19 protein-coding genes are annotated in these 21,219 nt (G+C 72.2%); 2 read left to right on the top strand and 17 right to left on the bottom strand.

The window, feature by feature from the left end:
• Positions 1 to 13: 13 nt before the first annotated feature.
• From AB0O29_RS06275 to AB0O29_RS06235, 9 genes are all read right to left on the bottom strand, one after another.
• Complete coding sequence (locus tag AB0O29_RS06275; protein ID WP_356209976.1) at positions 14 to 193, bottom strand: hypothetical protein; 180 nt, start codon at positions 191 to 193, stop codon at positions 14 to 16.
• 62 nt (positions 194 to 255) lie between these two features.
• Positions 256 to 1,761, bottom strand: coding sequence for an Asp-tRNA(Asn)/Glu-tRNA(Gln) amidotransferase subunit GatA (gene gatA / locus AB0O29_RS06270; protein ID WP_365146973.1), 1,506 nt, complete (start codon positions 1,759 to 1,761; stop codon positions 256 to 258).
• Positions 1,761 to 2,057: an Asp-tRNA(Asn)/Glu-tRNA(Gln) amidotransferase subunit GatC gene (gatC, locus tag AB0O29_RS06265; RefSeq protein WP_007266718.1), complete on the bottom strand. Its 297-nt coding sequence runs from the start codon at positions 2,055 to 2,057 to the stop codon at positions 1,761 to 1,763. Before gatC ends, gatA begins: the two co-directional genes overlap by 1 nt.
• 143 nt (positions 2,058 to 2,200) lie before the next feature.
• Complete coding sequence (locus tag AB0O29_RS06260; protein ID WP_365146878.1) at positions 2,201 to 4,381, bottom strand: bifunctional diguanylate cyclase/phosphodiesterase; 2,181 nt, start codon at positions 4,379 to 4,381, stop codon at positions 2,201 to 2,203.
• 356 nt (positions 4,382 to 4,737) lie between these two features.
• A complete protein-coding gene (gene ligA / locus AB0O29_RS06255) occupies positions 4,738 to 6,939 on the bottom strand; it encodes an NAD-dependent DNA ligase LigA (protein ID WP_365146875.1) in 2,202 nt (733 codons plus the stop codon).
• 31 nt (positions 6,940 to 6,970) lie between these two features.
• Positions 6,971 to 7,954: a methionine synthase gene (locus AB0O29_RS06250; RefSeq protein WP_365146872.1), complete on the bottom strand. Its 984-nt coding sequence runs from the start codon at positions 7,952 to 7,954 to the stop codon at positions 6,971 to 6,973.
• Positions 7,951 to 8,640: an SDR family oxidoreductase gene (locus AB0O29_RS06245; protein WP_365146869.1), complete on the bottom strand. Its 690-nt coding sequence runs from the start codon at positions 8,638 to 8,640 to the stop codon at positions 7,951 to 7,953. Before AB0O29_RS06245 ends, AB0O29_RS06250 begins: the two co-directional genes overlap by 4 nt.
• A 68-nt stretch (positions 8,641 to 8,708) precedes the next feature.
• On the bottom strand, positions 8,709 to 9,053 hold the full coding sequence (locus AB0O29_RS06240) for a DUF1330 domain-containing protein (protein ID WP_365146866.1): 345 nt from the start codon (positions 9,051 to 9,053) through the stop codon (positions 8,709 to 8,711).
• A gap of 105 nt (positions 9,054 to 9,158) precedes the next feature.
• Positions 9,159 to 10,187, bottom strand: coding sequence for a helix-turn-helix domain-containing protein (locus AB0O29_RS06235; RefSeq protein ID WP_365146970.1), 1,029 nt, complete (start codon positions 10,185 to 10,187; stop codon positions 9,159 to 9,161).
• A gap of 136 nt (positions 10,188 to 10,323) precedes the next feature.
• Between AB0O29_RS06235 and AB0O29_RS06230 the strand changes: the two genes are divergently transcribed.
• Positions 10,324 to 11,247 carry an NADP-dependent oxidoreductase gene (locus AB0O29_RS06230; RefSeq protein ID WP_365146967.1) on the top strand — a complete coding sequence of 308 codons (924 nt, stop codon included), beginning with the start codon at positions 10,324 to 10,326 and terminating at the stop codon, positions 11,245 to 11,247.
• 7 nt (positions 11,248 to 11,254) lie between these two features.
• Here the strand turns inward: AB0O29_RS06230 and mnmA are convergent, their stop codons facing one another.
• Positions 11,255 to 12,397: a tRNA 2-thiouridine(34) synthase MnmA gene (gene mnmA / locus AB0O29_RS06225; protein ID WP_365146863.1), complete on the bottom strand. Its 1,143-nt coding sequence runs from the start codon at positions 12,395 to 12,397 to the stop codon at positions 11,255 to 11,257.
• 68 nt (positions 12,398 to 12,465) lie between these two features.
• Between mnmA and AB0O29_RS06220 the strand changes: the two genes are divergently transcribed.
• A complete protein-coding gene (locus tag AB0O29_RS06220) occupies positions 12,466 to 13,134 on the top strand; it encodes an N-acetylmuramoyl-L-alanine amidase (RefSeq protein ID WP_365146860.1) in 669 nt (222 codons plus the stop codon).
• On the opposite strand, the gene AB0O29_RS06215 is transcribed toward AB0O29_RS06220, so the two are convergent.
• The 7 genes from AB0O29_RS06215 to AB0O29_RS06185 form a co-directional block, all read right to left on the bottom strand.
• Positions 13,131 to 14,294 carry a cysteine desulfurase family protein gene (locus AB0O29_RS06215; protein WP_365146857.1) on the bottom strand — a complete coding sequence of 388 codons (1,164 nt, stop codon included), beginning with the start codon at positions 14,292 to 14,294 and terminating at the stop codon, positions 13,131 to 13,133. The two genes, AB0O29_RS06220 and AB0O29_RS06215, sit on opposite strands and share 4 nt — an antisense overlap.
• Before the next feature lie 136 nt (positions 14,295 to 14,430).
• Entirely contained in the window at positions 14,431 to 15,282 is an 852-nt protein-coding gene (locus tag AB0O29_RS06210) for a thioesterase family protein (protein ID WP_365146854.1), read from the bottom strand.
• Positions 15,283 to 15,342: 60 nt separating this feature from the next.
• Complete coding sequence (locus tag AB0O29_RS06205) at positions 15,343 to 15,999, bottom strand: trimeric intracellular cation channel family protein (RefSeq protein ID WP_365146851.1); 657 nt, start codon at positions 15,997 to 15,999, stop codon at positions 15,343 to 15,345.
• A 155-nt stretch (positions 16,000 to 16,154) separates the two neighbouring features.
• A complete protein-coding gene (locus AB0O29_RS06200; RefSeq protein WP_365146848.1) occupies positions 16,155 to 17,222 on the bottom strand; it encodes a dipeptide ABC transporter ATP-binding protein in 1,068 nt (355 codons plus the stop codon).
• A 5-nt stretch (positions 17,223 to 17,227) separates the two neighbouring features.
• The gene (locus AB0O29_RS06195; RefSeq protein ID WP_365146964.1) at positions 17,228 to 18,289 is read right to left on the bottom strand and encodes an ABC transporter ATP-binding protein; all 1,062 of its coding nucleotides are present in this window, start codon (positions 18,287 to 18,289) and stop codon (positions 17,228 to 17,230) included.
• Positions 18,290 to 18,321: 32 nt separating this feature from the next.
• The gene (locus AB0O29_RS06190) at positions 18,322 to 19,323 is read right to left on the bottom strand and encodes an ABC transporter permease (protein WP_045949763.1); all 1,002 of its coding nucleotides are present in this window, start codon (positions 19,321 to 19,323) and stop codon (positions 18,322 to 18,324) included.
• A gap of 161 nt (positions 19,324 to 19,484) precedes the next feature.
• Positions 19,485 to 21,194: an ABC transporter substrate-binding protein gene (locus AB0O29_RS06185; protein WP_365146961.1), complete on the bottom strand. Its 1,710-nt coding sequence runs from the start codon at positions 21,192 to 21,194 to the stop codon at positions 19,485 to 19,487.
• Between the last annotated feature and the right edge of the window lie 25 nt (positions 21,195 to 21,219).

Raw genomic sequence — 21,219 nt, 5'->3', positions numbered from 1 at the left:
GAAACTTTCCCTCTCAGCCCAGCAGGACGTCGTCGTCGCCCAGGCGCTTCAGCTCGCGGTACAGGATCGCGAGGCCGGTGACGATGGCGGCGGCGGACACGACGGCGTCGACGAGCTGCAGCGTGTCGTGCTCGGTGCGGGCCTTGCGGACCTGCTTGAGCACGCTGAAGGCACCGAAGGCGGTGGTGCCCATCGACAGGTAGGTCCCGGTCTTCGACTTCTTGAAGCCCTTGGCCTTGGACAGCGCACTAGAACTCACAGCGACGGAGCCTCCTCAAGCAGCGGGTGGCCCCAGCGCTCGACGAAGGCGGCCTCGACGGCCGCACCGACCTTGTACAGACGGTCGTCCTTCATCGCCGGGGCGATGATCTGCAGACCGACCGGCAGGCCGTCCTCCGGGGCCAGGCCGCAGGGCAGCGACATGGCGGAGTTGCCGGCCAGGTTGGTCGGGATGGTGCAAATGTCCGCGAGGTACATCGCCAGCGGGTCGTCGGTGCGCTCACCGATGGCGAAGGCGGTGGTCGGGGTCGTCGGGGAGACGATCACGTCGACCTGCTCGAAGGACTTCTCGAAGTCCTTGGTGATGAGCGTGCGGACCTTCTGGGCGGAGCCGTAGTACGCGTCGTAGTAGCCGGAGCTGAGCGCGTACGTGCCGAGGATGATGCGGCGCTTGACCTCGTCGCCGAAGCCGGCCTCGCGGGTCAGGGCGGTGACGTCCTCGGCGGACCGCGTGCCGTCGTCGCCGACGCGCAGGCCGTAGCGCATGGCGTCGAAGCGGGCCAGGTTCGAGGAGCACTCGGACGGCGCGATCAGGTAGTACGCGGCCATCGCGAGGTCGAAGGACGGGCAGTCCAGCTCGACGATCTCGGCGCCGAGCTCCTTGAGGAGCTCCACCGACTCGTCGAAGCGCTGGGTGACGCCGGCCTGGAAGCCCTCGCCGCGGAACTGCTTGACCACACCGACGCGCATGCCGGCGACGGAGCCGTTGCGCGCGGCCTCGACGACCGGCGGGACCGGGGCGTCGATGGAGGTGGAGTCGAGCGGGTCGTGGCCGGCGATGACCTCGTGGAGGAGGGCCGCGTCCAGGACCGTGCGGGCGCAGGGGCCGCCCTGGTCGAGGGAGGAGGAGAAGGCCACCATGCCGTAGCGGGACACGCCGCCGTAGGTGGGCTTCACGCCGACGGTGCCGGTGACGGCGGCGGGCTGGCGGATGGAGCCGCCGGTGTCCGTGCCGATGGCGAGCGGGGCCTGGAAGGCGGCCAGGGCGGCCGCGGAGCCGCCGCCGGAGCCACCGGGGATCTTGGTGAGGTCCCAGGGGTTGCCGGTGGGGCCGTAGGCGCTGTTCTCGGTGGAGGACCCCATGGCGAACTCGTCCATGTTGGTCTTGCCGAGGATGACGACGTCGGCTTCCTTGAGCTTGCGCGTCAGGGTGGCGTCGTACGGGGGGATCCAGCCTTCGAGGATCTTCGAACCGACGGTGGTCGGAACGCCGACCGTGGTGAAGATGTCCTTGAGGGCGAGCGGGACGCCGGCCAGCGGGCCGAGCTCCTCGCCCGCGGCGCGCTTGGCGTCGACGGCGCGGGCCTGCGCGAGGGCGCCCTCGCGGTCGACGTGGAGGAAGGCGTGGACCTTCTCGTCGGTCGCGTCGATGCGGGCCAGGTGGGCCTCGGTGACCTCGACGGCCGTGAGCTCGCCGGAGGCGATCTTCTCGGCGGTCTGGGCGGCCGTCAGCTTGATGATGTTGGTGTCAGCCATGGTGATTAGTCCTCCCCCAGGATCTGCGGCACCTTGAAACGCTGCTGCTCCTGGGCGGGAGCGCCGGAAAGCGCCTGCTCGGGGGTGAGCGAGGGACGGACCTCGTCCGCGCGCATGACGTTCGTCAGCGGGAGCGGGTGGGAGGTCGGCGGGACGTCTTGGTCGGCGACCTCGGAAACGCGGGCGACCGCGCCGATGATGTCGTCGAGCTGTCCGGCGAAGTGGTCGAGCTCTTCGCTCTTCAGTTCCAGACGTGCCAGCCGAGCGAGGTGGGCGACCTCCTCGCGCGTGATGCCAGGCATGCAGCGATCCTCTGGGGGTGGTGAGTGTGTAGTTTCGGGCCCAATCCTATGGGGCCCGGCCCCCGAGCTGGTAAACGGTTTGCCGCCGGCCTGCGGCGCGGGGCTCCCCGGGGCTCTGCCCCGGACCCCGCGCCGGGGTTCCGCTACGGGGCCGGGGTGTCGGCCGCGGCGGCCAGTTCCGCCGTGATGTCCGCCGGGCGGCGCCAGCCGCGTTCGCCCCGGGCCAGGAGCCAGGCCGTGGCCTCCTGCGGGGGCATGGCGGCGGCGACGAGCCAGCCCTGGACGGCGTCGCAGCCCAGGTCCCGCAGGCGTTCCCACGTCTCGTCGTCCTCGACTCCCTCGGCGACGACCAGGAGGCCCAGGGAGTGGGCCAGGTCGACCGTGCAGCGGACGATCTCCGCGTCCTGGGCGTCCACCGCGAGGCGGGCGACGAACGAGCGGTCGATCTTGAGCTCGCTCACCGGGAGGCGGCGCAGGTGGACCAGGGAGGAGTAGCCCGTGCCGAAGTCGTCCAGGGACATCTTCACGCCGTGGCCCGTCAGGCCCGCCATGGTGTCCGCCGCGCGCTGCGGGTCCTCAAGCAGGACGTGTTCCGTTATCTCCAGCTGGAGGCCGCTCGCCGGTACCCCGTGACGGGCCAGGCGGGCCGCGACGGCGCCCGCGAAGCCGGGGGTGTGGACGTCGCGCGGGGAGACGTTGACCGCGACCGGGACCTTCAGGCCCTGGGCGCGCCAGCGGGCGACCTGGGCCAGGGCGGTCTCCAGGACGTACTCGGTCAGGTGCGGCATCAGGCCGGAGGTCTCGGCGATGGCGATGAACTCGTCGGGAGGGACCCGGCCGCGTTCCGGGTGGACCCAGCGGACCAGGGCCTCCAGGCCGGCCACCTGGCCGTCGAAGCGGACCTTGGGCTGGTAGTGGAGTTCCACTTCGCCGGCGTCCAGGGCCCGGCGGAGGTCGCCGAGGAGGCCGAGGCGGTCGGGGGTGTTGCTGTCGCGCTTCGACTCGTAGACCTCGACGCCCGTGCGGTCCCGCTTGGCCTGGTACATGGCCACGTCGGCCCGCCGCAGCAGGCCCTCGGCGTCCAGGGCGTGGTCCGGGAAGACGGCGAGGCCGGCGCTGGCCTCCAGGACGAGGGTGAGGCCGTCCAGGTCCAGCGGGGAGCTGAGCGCGGCGACCAGGTGGCGGGCGACCCGCTGGGCGCTGGTGGTGGAGTCGGTGGTGGGCAGCAGGACCGCGAACTCGTCGCCGCCCAGGCGCGCCGCCTCCGCCTCCTCGGGCAGGGCCTGCCGCAGCCGGGCGGCGATCTGGAGCAGCAGGCGGTCGCCGGCGAGGTGGCCCAGGGTGTCGTTGACGGCGCGGAAGCGGTCGAGGTCGATCAGCACGAGGGCCGAGCGGGTGCCCAAACGTTCAGCCTCGTCGAGCGCGGACCAGGTGCGCTCCAGCAGCCACTGCCGGTTCGGCAGCCCGGTGAGCGGGTCGCGGAGCTGCTCCTCGGCGCGGGCCCGGGCGATCCACAGGGTGGAGTCGAGGGCGATGAGCGGTACGGCGAACAGCGGCAGCAGCACCGGCTGGGTGCTGGCGACCACGCAGATCAGGGGGGCGATGCCGAGCAGGGCGGCCGCCACCAGGGCCTGGCGCAGGAGGGCGGTGCGGGCCACCGTCGGCAGGCCGCCGCCGGGCGGGGTGAGCGCGAACCACAGCAGGACGCGGGTGACGAGGAGGTAGGAGACGGCCACCAGGGCCACCTCGGGCGCGGCGGCCAGGTTCCAGGTGGTGGGCAGCCAGGGGGACTCCACGCTCGGCGCGTCGCCGAAGGCGGCGAGGACGAGAGCCCCGGCGGCGATGCCGAGGATGTCGACGGAGCCGTGCAGCAGCCCCTGCCGCCAGCGGTGCCGCCGGGCGGCCCCGACCAGGGAGACCACGGCGAGCGAGACGAGTCCGGCGGGGACCCAGCCGTAGAGGATGAGCACGCCCAGGGTGAGGGCGGCGCCCGAGCCCGTACCGCCCCACCAGCGGTCCCGGCCGAGGGCGACGAGGTGGCCGACGATGATGCCGGTGAGCAGGGCCAGGGCCCAGCCGACCGCGCCGCCCGGGAAGAGCGCCTGACGGTCGGTCAGTGCCGCGGCCACCCCGGCCGCGAGCACCACGGCGGCGAGGGCCACGACGGCCGCGGGCAGCACGGTGCGGCGCTGCTGTCCCGCTCCGGTGTCCAGGGGACGGGTCTCCGGTGTCCTGGCACCCAGGACACCCAGCCGGCCCGCCCGCAAGGGCGGGAGTTCCCCGCCGAATTCAGGTGACGGGTCGGCGCTTTCGGTGGGTTTCATGCCCGTCCCTCTCACAGCCGGCGATGCCGATGTCGCGCGATGGCCCCGATGTCATGCCATCACGGCTGGACGGCACATCAGGCAGCCGCACACGACAGGCGCACCCCACAACAGTAGGACGGGAGAGGCTCCCAGGGGCAGCAGTCGGCGGTGGTTGCCCGAATGCGACCCAGCCATCCTCATCAGTACGGTATCCGCCGAACGGGTGAGTTTGGACCAGGACCCCCCCGTCACCCTTCCGATGATCCGACAGCTCACCGGCCTTCGACCAGGCATGTACCGGCCGTTTACCACCGGCGGCCGCGCCGGGCGTGCGCCCGCCCGTACGGCCGCACGCCGCGCATCCGTTCGCGGTACTACTCGCCTTCGGCCGCGCCGTCCAGCGGAAGCGCCGCTTCCCGGGCCGCGTCGGGACCCTGTTCGAGAAGGACGGCGAAGCCCGCGTCGTCGAGGATCGAGAGCTTCAGCTGGACGGCCTTGTCGTACTTCGAGCCGGGGTTGTCGCCGACCACGACGAAGGAGGTCTTCTTCGACACCGAGCCGGTCACCTTGGCGCCCCGGCTCTGCAGGGCCTCCTTGGCGCCGTCGCGGGTGTGGCTCTGCAGGGTGCCGGTGACGACGACGGTCAGGCCCTCCAGGGGGCGCGGGCCCTCCTCCTCGCCGGAACCCTCCTCCTCCATGCGCACCCCGGCCGCCCGCCACTTGCGCAGGATCTCCTGGTGCCAGTCGACGGCGAACCACTCCTTGAGGGAGGCGGCGATGATCGCGCCGACCCCCTCGGTCGCGGTCAGCTCCTCCTCGGTGGCCTGTTCGATCCGGTCGATGGACCGGAACTCGCGGGCGAGGGCCTCGGCGGCGACGGGTCCGACGTGCCGGATGGACAGGCCGTTGATGATGCGGGCCAGCGGGCGCTGCTTGGCGGCGGCGATGTTCTCCAGCATGGCCAGGGCGTTCTTCTTCGGCTCGCCCTTCTGGTTGGCGAAGACCGTGACGATCTTCTCCTCGCCCGTCTTCGGGTCCCGCTTGGGCAGGCCGCTGTCCGCGTCGAGGACGTACGCCTTGATGGGCAGCAGCTGCTCGATGGTGAGGTCGAAGAGGTCGCCCTCGTCGAGCAGCGGCGGCCGCGCCGGCTCCAGCGGGCCGGTCAGGGCGGCGGCGGCCACCATGCCGAAGTTCTCGATGTCCAGGGACTGCCGGCCGCCCAGGTAGAAGAGGCGCTCGCGCAACTGGGCGGGGCAGCTCTGCCCGTTGGGGCAGCGGACGTCGATGTCGCCCTCCTTCATGGGCCGCAGGGCCGTCCCGCACTCGGGGCACTCCGCCGGCATCACGAACTCCCGCTCGCTGCCGTCCCGCAGGTCCACCACCGGGCCCAGGATCTCCGGGATGACGTCGCCCGCCTTGCGCAGCACCACCGTGTCCCCGATGAGCACGCCCTTGGCCTTGACGACCTCCTGGTTGTGCAGGGTCGCGAACTCGACCTCGGAGCCCGCCACCGTCACCGGCTCGACCTGCGCGTACGGGGTGACGCGCCCGGTGCGGCCGACGCCGACCCTGATGTTGATCAGCTTGGTGTTGACCTCTTCGGGGGCGTACTTCCAGGCGATCGCCCAGCGCGGGGCGCGGGCGGTGGAGCCGAGCCGGCCCTGGAGGGCGATCTCGTCGAGCTTGACGACGACGCCGTCGATCTCGTGCTCCACGGAGTGCCGGTCCTCGCCGAAGCGGGTGATGAACGCGCGCACCTCGTCGAGGGTGGAGACCACCGCGTTGTGCCGGGCGGTGGGCAGGCCCCATTCGCGCAGCAGCTCGTACGCCTGGGACTGGCGCTCGATGTCGAAGCCCTCGCGGGCGCCGATGCCGTGCACCACCATGTGCAGCGGCCGGGAGGCGGTGACCTTGGGGTCCTTCTGCCGCAGCGAGCCGGCCGCCGCGTTGCGCGGGTTGGCGAAGGGCTTGCCCTCGGCCTCGACGAGGCGGGCGTTGAGCTCCTCGAACTTCTCCATCGGGAAGTACACCTCGCCGCGGATCTCGACGAGGGCCGGGACCCGGTCCCCCTTGAGGCGGTCCGGGATCTCGGCGATGGTGCGGACGTTGGGCGTGATGTCCTCACCGGTGCGGCCGTCGCCGCGGGTGGCGGCGCGGGTCAGACGGCCGTTCTCGTACGTCAGGTTGACGGCGAGGCCGTCCACCTTGAGCTCGCACAGGTAGTGGTAGTCCGGGGTGTTCACGTCCCGGGCGACCCGCTCGGCCCAGGCGGCGAGCTCCTCGTCGTCGAAGGCGTTGTCGAGGGAGAGCATCCGTTCGCGGTGCTCGACCGAGGCGAAGTCCGTCTCGTACGCCCCGGCCACCTTCTGGGTGGGCGAGTCGGGGGTGCGCAGCTCCGGGTACTGCTCCTCCAGGGCCTCCAGCGAGCGCAGCAGCTGGTCGAACTCGGCGTCGCTGACGACCGGCTGGTCGTTCACGTAGTACCGGAAGCGGTGCTCCTCGACCTGCTCGGCGAGCAGCTGGTGCTGCTCGCGCGCCGCCGTCGGTACTGCCGTGTCCTGCTGTTCGGCTGCCATGCCGTTTCCTCCCGTGGCCCGTGCTCGACCGTCACTCAGGGTTGTCCGCGAGGGACCTCGCCGCCCTGACGCAGTGGGCCTGCACCGCGCGGGCGTACGCGGGCGAAGCGCCCGCCAGACCGCACGACGGGGTGACGACGACGGACTCGGCGAGAGTCCCCGGCGCCAGCCCCAGCCTGCGCCAAAGCTTCCTGACACCCATGACGCTACCGCCCGGGTCCGACAACGGGCCGTCGGTGCCGGGCACCACTCCGGCGAAGAGTTTCATGCCGCCTTCGACGGCCTCGCCGATGGCGTCGTCCTCGCGCTCGGTGAGCAGGGAGAAATCGAACGAGACGGCCGCGGCACCGGCCCGGCGCAGCAGCGCGAAGGGGACGTCGGGGGCGCAGGAGTGCACGAGGACCTCCCCGTCGTGGACGGAGAAGAGGTCGCGCAGGGCGCTCTCGACGACCTGCCGGTCGACGGCCCGGTAGGTGCGGTAGCCGCTGGCGGAGCGCACCCGGCCGCTCAGGACTGCGGTGAGCGAGGGCTCGTCGTACTGGAGCACGATCTCGGCGCCGGGGACGCGTTTGCGGACGTCCGCGAGGTGCTCGCGCAGGCCCTCGGCGAGGGAGGCGGCCAGGTCGCGGCAGGCGCCGGCGTCCTGGAGGACGGCCTCGCCGCCGTGCAGTTCGAGGGCGGCGGCCAGGGTCCAGGGGCCGACGGCCTGCACCTTGAGCCTGCCGGTGTAGCCCTGGGTGAACTCCTCCAGCGCGTCGAGGTCCTCGCCGAGCCAGGAGCGGGCCCGCCGGGTGTCGCGGCCGGGCCGGTCGCTGATCCGCCAGCCGCTGGGCTCGACGTGGGCGTACAGGTCGACGAGCAGCCCGAGGGAGCGGCCGATCATGTCGGCGCCGGGGCCGCGGGCGGGGAGTTCGGGCAGGTACGGGAAGTCCTCGAAGGAGCCCGTCGCGGTCTTGGCGGCCTCGCGGGCGTCGCCGCCCGGCAGGGAGCCGACGCCGGTGGCGCCCGCGGTCATCGGCCGGGCCTGACGCTCAGGTCGTTGACCTCGGCGTCGCGCGGCAGGTCGACGGCCATGACGATGGTGGTGGCCACGGACTCGGGGTCGATCCAGTCGGCGGGGTCGTACTCCTTGCCCTCCTGGGAGTGGACCTTGGCCTGCATGGGGCTGGCGGTGCGGCCGGGGTAGACGGAGGTGACCCGGATGCCGTTGGCCTTCTCCTCCCCGCGCAGGGAGTCGGCGAGGGCCTTGAGGCCGTGCTTGGAGGCGGCGTAGGCGCTCCACTCGGCGTGGGCGGTGAGGCCGGCGCCGGAGTTCACGAAGACGACGGTCGCCCTGGAGGCCCGCAGGGTGGGCAGCAGGAGGCGGGTGACCTCGGCGGGGGAGATCAGGTTGACGTTGAGCTGCTGCTGCCAGGTCTTGGGGCGCAGCTCGCCGACGGGGCCGAGGTCGACGATCCCGGCGATGTGCAGCAGGGAGTCGATCCGCTCGGGCACGGGCTGCTTGGAGAAGGCCCACGAGAGCCGTTCGGGGTCCGCGAGGTCGCCGACGAGGGTCCGCGCGCCGGGGTAGCGCTCGACGAGCTGCCGGGCGCGGGCGGCGTCGCGGGCGAGCAGGACCAGGTCGTCGCCGCGGGCGTGCAGGCGGGTGGCGACGGCGGCGCCGATGCCGGAGCCGGCGCCGGTGATCAGGTGAGTAGGCATACGGCCCATGCTCGCACCCCGGGGCGGGTACCGGCCCCGCCCACCCGGGGCGGGCCGGGGCGCGGGTGTCAGAGCCCCGCGGACTCGCGGAGGGCGGTGGCCGTCCTCGTGGCGTCGTAGCCCGCCGGGACCCCTTCGACGAGGAGGATGTCGCCGGGGATGTGCCGGGTGCGCAGGGGCAGGATCTCCTGGTAGGCCGGGGAGGCGTACCAGGCGCGGGCGCGCTCGATGTCCGGGAAGGCGATGAGCACCAGGTCGCCGGGGAAGGAGCCCTCCAGTACCTCGACCGGGTTGCCGTGGACGAGGAAGCGGCCTCCGAAGGGGTCCATGGTCGACTGGATCTCCTCGATGTACCGGAGGATGTCCTCGTTCATCGTCTCGGGGCGTATGTGGCCGATGGCGTACGCGGTCATGTCTGGCTCCGATTCCCTTGTCCGGACGGCTTGTTGATCTCATCCTGGCAGGGCGGTGCGGGCCGGTCGATTACCTCCGGGGTCATGTGTCACACGGGCCGTACGTCACACGGGCCGGCCGGCCTCGGCGGGCCGGAAGGTGCGGCGGTAGGCGATCGGGGAGACCCCGAGGGACGCGCGCATGTGCTGGCGCAGGGAGTTGGCCGTGCCGAAGCCCGCGCGGTGGGCGACCAGGTCGACGGGCAGGTCGCTGGACTCCAGCAGGTCGCGGGCGACTTCGAGCCGCTGGGCGGTGAGCCACTGGACCGGGGTCATGCCGACCTCGTCGCGGAAGCGGCGGGTGAAGGTGCGCAGGCTCATCCGGGCGTGGGCGGCGAGCTCGGCGAGGCTGACCGGTTCGGCGAGGCGTTCCAGGGCCCAGGCGCGGGTGGCGGTGGTGCTGGCGACGGTGGGTTCGGGGACGGGGCGGTCGATGTACTGGGCCTGCCCGCCGTCGCGCCAGGGCGGGACGACGCACACGCGGGCGGCCCGGTTGGTGACGGCGGCGCCGTGGTCGCGGCGGATCAGGTGCAGGCACAGGTCTACGCCGGCGGACACCCCGGCCGAGGTCAGGACGTCCCCGTCGTCGACGAAGAGCACGTCCTCGTCGAGGCGGACCCTCGGGTAGGCCAGGCGGAACTCGCGGGCGAGGTTCCAGTGGGTGGTGGCGGGCCGGCCGTCGAGGAGCCCGGCGGCGGCGAGGACGTAGGAGCCGGTGCAGATGGACACCAGGCGGGTGCCGGGGCGGATGCCCGCGATGGCCGCGGCGACGACGGGCGGCAGCGGCCCGCCGAGGCCCAGCTCGGGCATGGCGTGGGTGGGCGGGACGATCACGGTGTCGGCGGCGGCGAGGGCTTCGGGCCCGGCGGCGGGCTGGAGGGTGAAGCCGGAGTCGCTGGGGACGGGAAGGCCGTCGGCGGTGCAGACGACGACCTCGTAGAGGGCTTCGCCGTCGTCGTCCACGGCGCTGCCGAAGACCCGGGAGGGGATGCCCAGCTCGAACGGGGGGAAGCCCGGCAGGGCCAGCACCGCGACCAGGTGCCTGCCGCCGGCGCCGCTCCCGGCGCGGGTCGTCTCCGGGGTGTCTTCCCGCATCTCGTCCATGGCCAGATCCTGTCACATAGTGGCCAAACGGCCAACACCGCGGGGGTGCGCGGTGCCCCAGTCTGAGACACGTCGCCGGGAAACGGCCCGGAATCAGACGGAAAAAGATGGAATGAGGCAGAACGACATGCGTGCGATCGTCGTGAACGAGTGGGGCGGCCCGGAGAACCTGGTCGAGCGGGAGATCGACCGGCCCGAGCCCGGTCTGGGCGAGGTCCTCGTCCGGGTCCACGCGGCCGGCGTGAACCCGGTCGACTGGAAGACCCGGGCCAGCGGAGGCCTGATCACCTGGGGCGAGACCCCGATCGTGGGCTGGGACGTGTCCGGCACCGTCGAGGCGGTCGGCCCCGGCGTGACCCTCTTCGCCCCGGGTGACGAGGTGTACGGGATGCCGCTCTTCCCGCGCCAGGCGGGCGGCTACGCCGAGTACGCGGTCGCCCCGGCCCGGCAGCTGGCGGCGAAGCCCGCCTCGCTGAGCCACGTCGAGGCGGCGGCCCTGCCGCTGGCCGCGCTGACCGCCTGGCAGGCGCTGGTGGACACCGCCGACGTGCGTCCGGGCGAGCGGGTGCTGGTGCACGCGGCCGCCGGCGGCGTCGGGCACCTGGCGGTGCAGATCGCCAAGGCGCGCGGGGCGTACGTGATCGGCACGGCCAGCGCGGGCAAGCACGAGCTGCTGCGCTCGCTGGGCGCGGACGAGGTCGTGGACTACCGCGCGGTGGCCTTCGAGGACGTCGTCTCGGACGTGGACGTGGTCCTGGACGGCCTGGGCGGCGAGATCGCCGAGCGCTCCCTCTCGGTGCTGCGCGAGGGCGGCCGGCTGGTCACCCTGCCCGGCCCGGACGACGTCCCGGCCGACACCCGCGGCTTCCGCGCGGACTGGGTGCTGGTCGAGCCGGACCGGCTGGGGCTGCGCGAGATCGCGGCGCTGGCCGACGGCGGCGCGCTGAAGCCGCTGGTGGAGGCGGTGCTGCCGCTGGAGCGGGCCGCCGAGGCCCACGAGCTCGGCGAGCGGGGCCGGACCACCGGCAAGATCGTCCTGTCGGTGGTCTAGCCGGGCCTCAGGCGGAGGCGCCCGCGGTGGCCGTCCGGGTGGTCGTGGCGATGGTGGCGGAGCCGACCACGCGGGTGCCGTCGTAGAGCACGATCGCCTGGCCGGGGGCCACGCCGCGGACCGGCTCGGTGAAGCGGACGCGCAGCTCGCCGTCCACGACCTCGGCGAAGACCTCCGTCTCACCGCCGTGGGCGCGCAGCTGGGCGGTGTAGGTGCCGGCCGCGGCCGCGGTGGAGCCGCACCAGCGGGGGCGGATCGCGGTGAGGGCGGTGACGTCGAGGGCCTCGGCGGGGCCGACGGTGACGGTGTTGTCGACCGGGGAGATGTCGAGGACGTAGCGGGGCTTGCCGTCGGGGGCGGGGTGGCCGATGCGCAGGCCCTTGCGCTGGCCGATGGTGAAGCCGTAGGCCCCGTCGTGGGTGCCGACCTTCTCGCCGGTCGCCTCGTCGACGATGTCGCCCTCGGCCTTGCCGAGGCGCTGGGCGAGGAAGCCCTGGGTGTCGCCGTCGGCGATGAAGCAGATGTCGTGGCTGTCGGGCTTCTTCGCCACGGCCAGGCCCCGGCGCTCGGCCTCGGCGCGGATCTCGTCCTTGGTGGTGACGGTGTCGCCGAGCGGGAAGAGGGCGTGGGCCAGCTGCTTCTCGTCGAGGACGCCGAGGACGTAGGACTGGTCCTTGGCCATGTCGGAGGCGCGGTGCATCTCGCGGGTGCCGTCCTCCTTCTCGACGATGGTCGCGTAGTGGCCCGTGCAGACGGCGTCGAAGCCGAGGGCGAGGGCCTTGTCGAGCAGCGCCGCGAACTTGATCTTCTCGTTGCAGCGCAGGCAGGGGTTCGGGGTGCGCCCGGCCTCGTACTCGGCGACGAAGTCCTCGACGACGTCCTCGCGGAAGCGCTCGGCGAGGTCCCAGCAGTAGAAGGGGATCCCGATGACGTCGGCGGCGCGGCGGGCGTCGCGGGAGTCCTCGATGGTGCAGCAGCCGCGGGCGCCGGTCCGGAAGGACTGCGGGTTCGCGGAGAGCGCCAGGTGGACGCCGGTGACGTCGTGCCCGGCCTCGACCGCGCGCGCGGCGGCGACGGCGGAGTCGACGCCGCCTGACATGGCGGCGAGGACGCGGAGGGGGCGGGCGGTGCGCGGCAGGTTCTCAGTCATAGCGCCTTCCAGGGTACGGGGAACCGCGCCGGGTCACCGCGCGTTATCGGCGGTGGGGGGTGGATCACATGACCGAGAGGCAGAAGGGCGGCGGCCGGACCCGGCGTGCGGTGCTGTTCGGCGGGCTGGGAGTGCTCGCGGTGGGGGCGCTGGCGGCGCAGGAGGAGCTCCGGCGGGCCTGGTGGCTGCTGCCGGGAGTGAGCAGGCCGCGCAAGGAGGGGGAGGTGGACTCCCCCGGGGTGGGCTGGACGGCGGCCTCGCCGGCGAACTGGCGGATGGCGGACCGGCCGGACGACTACCGGGTGGACCGGATCGTCGTCCATGTCACACAGGGGGACTTCGCCTCGTCGGTGGACGCGTTCAAGAACCCCTTCCACAAGGCGTCGGCGCACTACATAGTCCGCCGGGACGGGCATGTGGAGCAGATGGTGCGCGAGCTGGACGTGGCCTTCCACGCGGGGAACCGGTCGATGAACGAGCGCAGCGTCGGCATCGAGCACGAGGGGTTCGTGGACCGGCCGCAGGACTTCACGGACGCGATGTACGCGGCGTCGGCGCGGCTGGCGGCGGACGTCTGCCGGAGGTATCACATACCGGTGGACCGCACGCACTTCCTGGGGCACTCGGAGGTCCCGGGGGCCGACCACACCGACCCGGGACCGCACTGGGACTGGGACCGCTACCTGCGGACGGTCCGGGAGGAGCTCTCCCGGACCGCTCCGGCGGGGACCGGCTAGCTCAGGCCGGCCGTGCGGGCCCGGTCCACGGCCGGGCCGATGGCCGCCGCCACCGCCGCGACGTCCTCCTTGGTGGAGGTGTGCCCGAGGGAGAAGCGCAGGGTGCCGCGGGCCAGCTGGGGGTCGGTCCCCGTCGCGAGCAGGACGTGGCTGGGCTGGGCGACGCCCGCGGTGCAGGCGGAGCCGGTCGAGCACTCGATGCCCTGGGCGTCCAGGAGCAGCAGCAGGGAGTCGCCCTCGCAGCCGGGGAAGCTGAAGTGGGCGTTGGCCGGGAGCCGGTCCTCGGGGTCGCCTCCGAGGACGGCGTCGGGGACGGCGGCCAGGACGGCGGCGATCAGCTCGTCGCGCAGGGCGCCGATGTCGGCGGCGAACCGCTCGCGCCGCTCGGCGGCGAGTACGGCGGCCACGGAGAAGGCGGCGATGGCGGGCACGTCGAGGGTCCCGGAGCGGACGTGCCGCTCCTGGCCGCCGCCGTGCAGGACGGGGACGGGGGTCTGGTCGCGGCCCAGGAGCAGGGCGCCGATGCCGTAGGGGCCGCCGATCTTGTGGCCGCTGAGGGTCAGGGCGGCGAGGCCGCTGTCCCCGAAGCGGACGTCGAGCTGTCCGACCGCCTGGACGGCGTCGGAGTGCAGCGGGACGCCGTGCTCCCGGGCGACGGCGGCGAGCTCGTGGACCGGCATGACGGTGCCGATCTCGTTGTTGGCCCACATGACGGTGGCCAGGGCGATGTCGTCGGGGTTGCGCTCGACGGCCGCCCGGAAGACCTCGGGGCGGACGCGGCCGTGGTGGTCGACGGGGAGGTACTCGACGTCGGCCCCTTCGTGCTCGGCGAGCCAGTGGACCGCGTCGAGGACGGCGTGGTGCTCCACGGGGCTGGCGAGGATCCGGGTGCGGACCGGGTCGGCGTCCCTGCGGGCCCAGTAGAGGCCCTTGACGGCGAGGTTGTCGGCCTCGGTGCCGCCGGCGGTGAAGACCACCTCGCTGGGGCGGGCTCCGAGCGCTTCGGCGAGGGCCTCGCGGGCCTCCTCGACGGTGCGGCGGGCGCGGCGGCCGGCGGCGTGCAGGGAGGAGGCGTTACCGGTGGCGGCGAACTGCGCGGTCATCGCCGCGGCGGCTTCCGGGAGCATCGGTGTGGTCGCGGCGTGGTCGAGGTAGGCCATGATTTTTTGATTCTACGAGCCGCCCGCCCCGCCGGGTCCCGGCCGGGTCGGGTCCCGGCCGGTTCCAGCGGACCGAGGCCGGGCCGCGGGGTGTGGCGCGGGCCCGCCGTCTCCCCCCGGGGACGGCGGGCCCGGTCTAGCGCGGGGCCCTGGCCAGCTGGCGGGACTGGGCGACGAGGCGGTCGGCCGAGTCCCAGACCTCCGCGTCCTCCTCCAGGAAGCCGCCCGCCAGGTTGCGGGTGACGATGCCCACGCGGAGGGGGCCCGGGGCCGGGCGGTGGCGGATGTGGGTGGTGAGTTCGACCGTCGGGGCCCAGCCCAGCAGGCCGAGGTCGAAGGCGGTCGGGGGCAGGGCGTCCACGGCGAGGAGCAGGGACAGGGGGTCGGCGTCGCGGCCGTCGGCCAGCTCGAACCAGGCCCGCATCTCGCCCTTGCCCGAGGGCGCCCCGACGGCCCAGCCGGCCGTCGCCGGGTCCAGCCGCAGCCGGAGGCGGTCCACGATGGCGCTGCTGCCCGGGATCGGGGCGGGGCCCGCCTCGGCGCCGAGGCAGTCCTCGTAGGCCGGCATGACGGGCGGCCGGGCCACGGTGTGGACGCTGTCGGGGAGCGCCGCGAGCTCTCCGTACGAGGCGAGGACGCGGATGCGCTCGACCTCGGCGCCGTTCTCGTCGAACTGGAAGAGGGAGGCCTGGCCGGTGGAGAGGGTTCGGCCGACCCTGACGACCTCGGTGCGGATCACGGCGGGGCCGGGCACGGAGGAGGTCAGGTAGTGGGCGGAGACGGTGAAGGGGTCCGGGTGCGGCAGGGCCGCCGACAGGGCCCGGCCGACCAGGGCCAGCAGGTAGCCGCCGTTGACGGCGGTGATGATCGTCCAGCCGGCGGAGAGCTCCGCGTCGTACACCCCGGGCTCGCCCGCGCGGGGCGTGATGGTGGTGTCGCGGTCGAATTCGCTGTCGCCGATGGATGCCTGGGCCGCTGCGTGTGACATGTCTTCGACGGTACACGCGGAAGCTACTAAGCGGTAGCTTTTGTTTTCGGGGTGGAGGACCTAGGGTTCTTCGGCCACCGAGGAGCGGCGGTTCCAGGCCAGCGGGGCGCGCCAGTGGTACTGCATCGCCAGGATGCGCAGGACGAACGTGGTGACGATCGCGAGGGCGGTCGTCAGGGCGTTCAGCACCTCGAAGCTGATGAACAGGGCGACCATCGAGGCGCCGACGACGGCGGGGACGGCGTACATCTCGCGGTCGCGGAGCAGCGAGGGGACCTCGTTGGCGAGGACGTCGCGCAGGACGCCGCCGCCGACGGCGGTGGCCACGCCCAGGGCGGCGGAGGAGGTCAGGCCGAGGCCGAACTCGTAGGCCTTGGTGGTGCCGGACACGCAGAACAGGCCGAGGCCGGCGGCGTCACAGACGTTGATGGCCCGGTTGATGCGCTGCACCTCGGGGTGGAGGAAGAAGACGAGCGCGGCGGCGAGCAGGGGCGTCACGAAGAAGCTGAGCTCGCTGAAGGCGGCGGGCGGGACGGCGCCGATGCAGAGGTCGCGGAAGAGGCCGCCGCCGAGGGCGGTGACCAGGGCGAGTACGGCGATGCCGAAGACGTCGAAGTTCTTGCGGACCGCGAGGAGGGCGCCGGCGAGGGCGAAGACGAAGATGCCGGCGAGGTCCAGGGCGTGCTGGACGCCGGGCGGGAAGAGATCGTGGAGCACGTCTCATTGTCACCTGGGGCGGCGGGGCCTGCGGCCAGCGGTTGCGCCGGTGGCGGGTGGGGCGGGGTCGGGGGTTCCGCTGCGCGGAGCCTTCTCCCCGCCCCGCCCTTTCACCGTTTCCGCCTCAATCGCCGGCGGGGCTGGAAAAGACCGCCTCAAACGCCGGCGGGGCTGGATTCGGCCGGGGTCTGGTCCGCGGCGTTCTCCGGGTGGTGGCAGGCGACCTGGTGGCCCGTTTTGAGGGGGATCAGGGGCGGGTCCTGGGTCTTGCAGATCTCCGTCGCCTTCCAGCAGCGGGTGTGGAAGCGGCAGCCGGCCGGCGGGGAGATCGGGGAGGGGACGTCGCCCTTGAGCAGGATGCGGCCGCTCTTCGCCCCGCGCCGGCGCGGGTCCGGGACGGGGACGGCGGAGAGCAGGGCGTTCGTGTACGGGTGCATCGGGGACTCGTACAGCGACTTGCGGTCGGCCAGCTCCACGATCTTGCCGAGGTACATCACCGCGATGCGGTCCGAGACGTGCCGGATGACCGACAGGTCGTGCGCGATGATCACGTACGTGAGCCCCAGCTCCTGCTGGAGGTCGTCCAGCAGGTTGACCACCTGGGCCTGGATCGACACGTCCAGCGCGGAGACCGGCTCGTCCGCGACGACGAGCTTCGGCTTGAGGGCCAGGGCGCGGGCGATGCCGATGCGCTGGCGCTGGCCGCCGGAGAACTCGTGCGGGTAGCGGTTGTAGTGCTCCGGGTTCAGGCCGACCAGGGACAGCAGCCGCTGGACCTCCGCCTTGACCCCGCCCTCCGGGGTGACCCCCTGGAGGTTGAAGGGGGCCGAGACGATCGCGCCGACCGTGTGGCGGGGGTTCAGCGAGCCGTACGGGTCCTGGAAGATCATCTGCACGTCGCGGCGCAGCGGGCGCATCTGGGAGACGCCCAGGTGCGTGATGTCCCGGCCCTCGAACTCGATGCGGCCGCCGGTGGGCTCCAGCAGGCGGGTGATGAGGCGGCCCATCGTCGACTTGCCGCAGCCGGACTCGCCGACGACGCCGAGGGTCTCACCGCGCCGGACCTCGAAGTCGATCCCGTCGACGGCCTTGACGGCCCCGGCCTGGCGGCGCAGCAGCCCCTTGTTGATGGGGAAGTGCTTGACCAGGCCGGACACCTTCAGGAGGGTCTCCGGCTCGGCGGTGTCCGCGGGGGCGGCGGAGGAGGCGGGTGCCTTCTTCATGTCGGTCACAGCTTCGGCGCAATCTCTTCGGTCCAGATCCGGGTCCGCTCCTCCTGCGACATGTGGCAGGCGGACCAGTGCCGGCTGCCGTCCTCGGTCAGCTCGGGGCGCTGGGTGCGGGTGATGCCGCCCTTGGGCACGTCGGCGTAGGGGCACCGGGGGTTGAAGGCGCAGCCGCTCGGGATGTTGATGAGGCTGGGCGGCGAGCCCTTGACCGGGATCAGCCGGTCGGTCTGGTCGCGGTCGATGCGCGGCATGGAGCCGAGCAGCCCCCAGGTGTAGGGGTGCCGGGGTTCGTAGAAGACCTTCTCGGCGGAACCCCGCTCGACGCAGCGGCCGCCGTACATCACGAGGAGCTCGTCGGCCATCTCGGCGACCACGCCGAGGTCGTGCGTGATCATGATGACCGCGGAGCCGAACTCCTTCTGCAGGTCGCGGATCAGGTCGAGGATCTGCGCCTGGACGGTGACGTCCAGGGCGGTGGTCGGCTCGTCCGCGATGAGCAGTTCGGGGTTGTTGACCAGGGCCATCGCGATCATGGCGCGCTGGCGCATGCCGCCCGAGAACTCGTGCGGGTAGGCGTCCACGCGCTGGTGGGGCTCGGGGATGCCGACGCGGTCGAGCATCTCGACGGCGCGGGTGCGGGCCGTCTTCTTGTCGACGTCGTGGTGGGTCCGGTACGCCTCGATGATCTGCTTGCCGACCGAGTAGTACGGGTGCATCGCGGACAGCGGGTCCTGGAAGACCATCGCCATCTTCCGGCCGCGCAGCCGGCGCACGTGGTCGGCGGAGGCGCCGACGAGCTCCTCGCCGTCGAGGACGACCTCGCCCGAGATGTGCGGGCGGCTGCGGGCGTTGCCGGTGCGGTGCAGGCCCATGATGGCCAGCGAGGTGACGGACTTGCCGGAGCCGGACTCGCCCACGATGCCCAGGGTCTTGCCGCGTTCGAGGTCGAAGGAGAGGCCGTCGACGGACTTCACGAGCCCGTCGTCGGTGGGGAAGTGCACCTTCAGGTCGCGCACGGACAGGAAGGGGGCGCCGTCGCGCGGGGTCCCCTGCTCGGGCACGAAGGCGGGCGCGCCGTTGTTCTGGTTCTCGGTCACGTCAGCCTCACGCGCGGGTCGATGACGGCGTACAGCAGGTCCACGATCAGATTGGCCAGCACCACGAAGAGCGCGGCGAGGAGGGTGACGCCCATGATCACGGGCAGGTCGCCCTGGCTGATGGCGGCCACGGCCGCCGTCCCCAGGCCCTGGAAGTTGAACGTGGTCTCGGTGAGCACCGCGCCGCCGAGGAGGCCGCCGAGGTCCAGGCCGAACATGGTGACGATCGGCGTGAGGGTGGAGCGCAGGGCGTGCTTGCGGATGACCACGCCCTCCTTGAGGCCCTTGGCGCGGGCGGTGCGGATGTAGTCCTCGCCGAGGACCTCCAGCATCGTCGCCCGGGTGATGCGGGCGTAGGTCGCGGCGAAGAGGAAGGCGAGGGTGACCCAGGGCAGGATCAGGCTGTTGAGCCAGGCCAGCGGATCCTCGGTCAGGGGTTTGTAGTTGGAGACGTCCAGCCAGCCGAGGCTGTAGACGAAGATCGCGGGGGCGACCATGCCGGTGAAGAAGATCGGCAGGGAGACGCCGGCGAGGGCGCCGACCATCACCGTCCGGTCGATGGCGGTCCTGCGTTTGAGTGCCGAGACGACGCCGGTGGCCACGCCCGCGAGCACCCAGATGACCGCCGCGCCGAGGGCGAGCGAGAGGGTGACGGGGATGCGGTCCATCATGGTCTGCCAGACGGGCGCCTCGGTCTTGAAGGAGTAGCCGAAGCACGGTGCCGCGCAGTGCGTGACGCCCGTGCCGCCGTCGTAGTCGCGGCCGGCGAAGATTCCCTTGACGAAGAGCAGGTACTGCTCGGAGATCGGCTTGTCGAAGCCCATCTTCACGCGGATGCCCGCCAGGGCGGTCTCGTTGGTCTCGCGTCCGGCGTACATGAGCGCGGGATCGCTGCCGGTCAGCTTCGGGACCGCGAAGAAGATGCCGAAGGTGACCACGGAGACCACCAGCAGCGTGGCGGCGACGTTGAACAGCCGCCGTATGAGGTAGACGAGCACTGCAGTCGGCCGCCCGGCGCGGGTGGCCGCCGCCCCTCGTGGGGGTCGGCGGCCACCGCCTGCGGCCTTCACCTGCCCTTCGGACTAGCGCATGTGCGGTGAAGGCACTTGCCTGTGGTGTTACGTGGTACGTGACGACTCGGGCCGGGGGCCGGCCGGTGTTACTGCTTGATGCCCACGGTGGCGAGGTCGATCTTGCCGAAGGACTCGTTGAAGTAGACGTTCGTCAGGCGCGGGTTGTGGTACACGAGCGCCTTGTCGAAGTTGATCGGGAGGTAGAGCGCCTTCTCCATGACCTTCTGGTTGATCTGGGTGTAGAAGGGCGCGGCCTCTTCCGGAGTCTTGGTGGCGGCCGTCTTGAACAGGCCGTTGATCTCCGGGTCGTTGATCATCGTGTAGTTGTTGTTGCCGTTCGGCAGGATGAACGATCCGTCGACCAGCGGCTGGAGGAAGCCCGAGCCGGAGTTGTAGTCGGCGCCCCAGCCCATCACGATGATGCCGTAGTTCTTCTTCTTCACGTTCTCGGGCGAACCGATCACGGAGGAGTTGAGCTTGCCGTCGTACTGGTCGATCGTCGCCTTGATGCCGACCTTGGCGAGCGAGGCCTGGAGGGACTCGGCCGTCTTCACCTCGGGCGCCTTGTTGTTGCGCACGGCGATGGTGGTCTCGAAGCCGTCCGGCTTGCCACAGGCCTTGAGGGCCTCCTTGGCCTTGGCCTCCTGCGGCTTGCCCTTCGTCAGACCGAACGGGTCGTAGGCCTTGTCCGAGCCGGGGACGCCGGGCGGCAGCATGTTCGCGCCGAGGTCACCGCTGGTCGGGCCGCCGCGGGCGGTCTGCAGGGACTTCGGGTCGGCCGCGTAGATGACGGCCTTGCGGCAGTCGATGTTGTCGAACGGCGCGACCGTGGTCGGGAAGGCGAAGTAGCGGATGTAGCCCGTGAACGGGTTGTCCGCGTTCTTCTTGAGGTTCGCGTCCTTGAGGATCTTGTTCTTGGCGGCCTGCTGGACACCGGTGCCGTCGATGGCGAGGTCGATGTCGCCGGAGAGCAGGCGCTGGTCCATGTCGTCCGGGTTGGTGGTCACCGTGAAGGAGACCTTGTCCGGCAGACCCTTGCGGATCGGGTCCGTCTTCGGGTCCCAGTTCTCGTTGCGGACGAAGGTCGCGCCCTTGCCGGCGGTGAAGCTCTCCACCTTGTAAGGACCGGTGGAGACCGGCTTGTTGGTGTAGGTGGCGCCCGTGTCCTTGCCCACCGGGACCGGCGAGGAGGTCGGCATCGCCAGCAGGTAGCTGAAGTCGGCGTTGGCGCTCGCCAGGTTGAAGACGATGGTCTTGTCGTCCGGCGTCTGGACGGACTTCAGGCCCATCTTGTCCGGGTCGGTGTCCTTGTACGGGCCGGGGTACTTCTGGCCCTGGTCGAGGACGTCGATCAGGTAGGTCGGGCCGCCGGACAGCACGTCCTGCGCGAAGACGCGCTCGATGCCGTACTTGACGTCCTTCGAGGTGATCGGCGTGCCGTCCTCGAACTTCACCCCGTCCTTGAGCTTCAGGGTGTAGGTCTTGCCGTCGTTGGTCACGACCGGGAGGGCCTCGGCGAGGTCCGGGACCGCCTTGGTGCCGTCCTTGCCGGGCTTCGCGTCGTAGGCGAGCAGGCTGCGGACGTACAGGCGCTGCATGTCCCAGACGAAGCCGTAGTAGGCGCGGGCCGGGTCGAGGTAGTCGACGTCCTGCGGGGACCAGAGCTTGAGCTCGCCGCCCTTGGCGTCGGAGGCGTTGATCACGCCGTCGGCGGCGCCGCTGTAGCCCTTGCCGCTGTCGGCGGAGTCCGCCTTGTCGTCCTTCTTGTCCCCGCCGCCACCGCACGCGGCGGTCATCGACAGGGCGGCGATCACGGCGGCG

This window comes from Streptomyces sp. NPDC089915 (assembly GCF_040684675.1).
Taxonomy (GTDB): Bacteria; Actinomycetota; Actinomycetes; order Streptomycetales; family Streptomycetaceae; genus Streptomyces.
This window is presented reverse-complemented; position numbering and strand designations above follow the sequence as displayed.